Raw genomic sequence first — 3264 nt, forward strand, 5'->3', positions numbered from 1 at the left:
ACGCCGGCGCGCGTGCGTGCGGATGGCCCTCGGGGAGGACGCCTCCGCCCTCATGGACGCGTTCGGGATAGAGGAGCTGGCGCCCGGCGAGCTCGACCTCACGCCCGGCTGCATCGAAAGGGCCAGGGCCGCGAGGGGCGAGGGGCCGCTGGCGGGATAGGCGGCGGGCCGGGACATGGGCCGGAGGGCCCGTTGCGCTGAGTCCGGAACGGCTGCGCGGCGGGCTGGCGGAGCATGCGGCGGCGGCATGGGGGCACCGGACTCCACAGCCCCTCCACCTGCGGAAACGAAGTGATGGCCAGGTGCCGGGAGCTATTTCCGCGTTGCGCTAGCTGCGGAAACGCGGGGTCCGTTCAGGCTGTTGCGTTGAGATTGAAAATCAACCAAAGAGTTTTTCGAGACCATTTCGAGCAAATCCCACCGGTTTCATAGGAGTAAACTTGCCCCACTGCAAATGCTCGAAAGGACCGGCATGAAAGAACTCTCCAACCGCACGGCAACGTTTACCGATTCCGTCATCCGCCGTATGACGCGCATCTCCAACAAGTATGGCGCCGTCAACCTGTCGCAGGGCTTCCCTGACTTCAATCCCCCGGCGCAGCTGCTCAACAGCCTCAGCGCCATCGCCAGCGACCCCAAGCCGCTCTATCACCAGTACTCCATCACCTGGGGCTCCCAGGCCATGCGCGAGGCGCTCGCCGCCAAACAGGAGCACTTTATGGGCATGCCGGTGAATCCCAACGAGAATATCGTAGTCACCTGCGGCTCCACCGAGGCCATGATGGCCGCCATGATGACGGTTACGAACCCCGGCGACAAGGTCGTCATCTTCTCGCCGTTCTACGAGAACTACGGCGCTGACACCATTCTCTCGGGTGCCGAGCCCATCTATGTGCCGCTCAACCCGCCCACATTCGACTTTGATCGTGAGGTACTCGAGGCGGCCTTCCGAGACAACGACCCCAAGGCCATCGTCCTGTGCAACCCTTCCAACCCCTGCGGCAAGGTCTTCACGCGCGAGGAGCTCACCTTTATCGCCGACCTCTGCAAAAAGTACGACGCCTATTGCATCACCGACGAGGTATACGAGCACATCGTCTACGCGCCCCACGAGCACGTCTATATGGCCACGCTGCCCGGCATGTTCGAACGAACCATCAGTTGCAGCTCGCTGTCCAAGACGTACTCCATCACCGGCTGGCGCCTGGGCTACACCATCGCCCCTGCCGAGATCACCGAGCGCATTAAAAAGGTCCACGACTTCCTCACCGTGGGCGCCGCCGCTCCCCTGCAAGAGGCCGTCGTTACCGCCCTCAACTTCGATGACAGCTATTACGATGAGGTCCTTGACCTCTATACCGCCAAACGCGACCTGTTCTGCCAGGGACTCGACAGCATCGGTCTTGAGCATAACGTGCCGCAGGGCGCCTACTACGTGATGATGGATATCTCTGAGTTTGGCTACGACAGCGACCTCGAGTTCTGCGAGGACCTGGCCTCAAAGGTGGGCGTGGGCGCAGTGCCCGGCTCGAGCTTCTTCCGCGAGCCCGTCAACCATCTGATTCGTTTCCACTTTGCCAAGCGTGACGAGACGCTCAACGCGGCGCTGGAGAACCTCAAGTCCCTGCGTGATAAAATCAAACCGCGCGGGTAAGGACGGCCCGGCAACTAAAGCAACCAAAGAAGCCTCGCACCGCCCGCCGCGTTGCGAGGCTTCTTTTTATAGCGCTTTCTTAAATGGTTTAGAGCTCTATACTTTAGTCACGGAGCAACTCGTCCCAGAGAGAGGAATACTATGGCAGAACAGCAGCTTATCGGAGCGCTCGAGGCCGGCGGCACCAAGATGGTCTGCGCCACGGGCTATGCAGACGGTACGGTCCTGGAGCGCGAGCAGATCGCGACCACGACCCCGCAGGAGACCGTTGAGGCCGTTAACGCATGGTTTGCGAACAAGGGCATCGCCGCGCTGGGCATCGGCGCCTTTGGCCCCACCGCAGTCAACCCTGCCTCGCCCCAATACGGCAAGATTCTGGAGACGCCCAAAACGGCATGGCGCTACTTTGACCTGCTGGGCACTATCCAAAACGAGCTCAATATCCCCTGCGGCTACGATACCGACGTCAACGTCGCCTGCCTGGGCGAGGTCACGTTTGGTTGTGCCAAGGGCCTTACCGATGTGGTCTACCTGACCATCGGTACCGGCGTGGGCGCCGGCGTGCTCTCGGGCGGAAAGCTCGTACACGGCATGATGCATCCCGAGGCCGGCCACATCCTGGTCACGCGCGACCCGCGCGACACCATCGGCGAGCATAGCGCTTGCCCCTTCCATGACAACTGCCTCGAGGGCCTCATCGCCGGCCCCGGCGTTAAAAAGCGCTGGGATGGCAAGAGCGCCGGAGACATGGCCGATGACCCAGAGGCCATGGACCTGCTCGCAGGCTATCTAGCACAGGCGCTCATGACCTACACGCTGTGCTACGCGCCGCAAAAGATCATCATCGGCGGCGGTGTGGCCGACCACACCCCCATCGTGCCGCTCGCACGCAAAAAGTGTGCCGAGATGCTCAACGGCTATATCGTCACGCCCGAGGTCAACGACATCGATAACTACATCGTCAACAACAGCCTCGAGGGCAAGCAGGGCATTATGGGCTGCCTGGCCCTGGGCGCACAGGCGCTTCAGTAGCAGACGCACCCACAGGGCGTGGCGCGCCCGGCAAATCCGACCTACGGAACGACGCCACCACGCCCTATATAAGCCCTCTAATAAAAAAGGCCGCCTAGGACCAAACAATGAACTGCGCCCCGAAACTTGGACTGAACAAATAGCGACTACGCCGCAAGGGCCCGGTTCCGGAACTCCTCCGGCGTCAGGCCCTTCAATCTTACCTGCCTGCGCCGCGTGTTCCAATGGTCTATGTACTCCTCCAGGTCGCGCTTGAAGTCCCCGAAGCTGCCCCACTCCCTGCCGCGGTAGAACTCGTCCTTCACGTGGCCGAAGAGCTGCTCGGTGGCGGCGTTGTCGATGCAGTTCCCCTTGCGCGACATGCTCTGGGTGATGCCCGCCCCCTCCAGCCTGGAGGCGTAGGACTCGTGCTGGTACTGCCAGCCCATGTCCGAGTGCATGGTCGGCGCCGCCCCGTCGGGCAGGGCCTCGAGGAGCCGGTCGAGCATCCTGTGCTGCTGGGCGAGGTCCGGCGAGGTCGATATGTCGCTCGCCACGATCTCCTTCGTGCAGAAGTCGAGCACCGGGGCCAGTAGGCC

General features: G+C 62.3%; 3 protein-coding genes. 2 read left to right on the forward strand and 1 reads right to left on the reverse strand.

Annotated elements, in window-relative coordinates:
• The first annotated feature begins 472 nt into the window (after positions 1-472).
• Together HMPREF9463_RS03370 and HMPREF9463_RS03375 are read left to right on the forward strand one after the other, a co-directional pair.
• The gene (locus HMPREF9463_RS03370; RefSeq protein WP_035137227.1) at positions 473-1654 is read left to right on the forward strand and encodes a pyridoxal phosphate-dependent aminotransferase; all 1182 of its coding nucleotides are present in this window, start codon (positions 473-475) and stop codon (positions 1652-1654) included.
• Between the two features lie 141 nt (positions 1655-1795).
• Entirely contained in the window at positions 1796-2686 is an 891-nt protein-coding gene (locus tag HMPREF9463_RS03375; RefSeq protein ID WP_035137228.1) for an ROK family protein, read from the forward strand.
• 146 nt (positions 2687-2832) lie between these two features.
• Here HMPREF9463_RS03375 and HMPREF9463_RS03380 read toward each other — a convergent pair.
• On the reverse strand, positions 2833-3264 hold a 432-nt coding region (locus tag HMPREF9463_RS03380), incomplete at its 5' end, for an IS3 family transposase (protein ID WP_148334178.1).

Origin of the sequence: Collinsella sp. 4_8_47FAA, from assembly GCF_000763055.1 — a bacterium.
GTDB lineage: Bacteria > Actinomycetota > Coriobacteriia > Coriobacteriales > Coriobacteriaceae > Collinsella.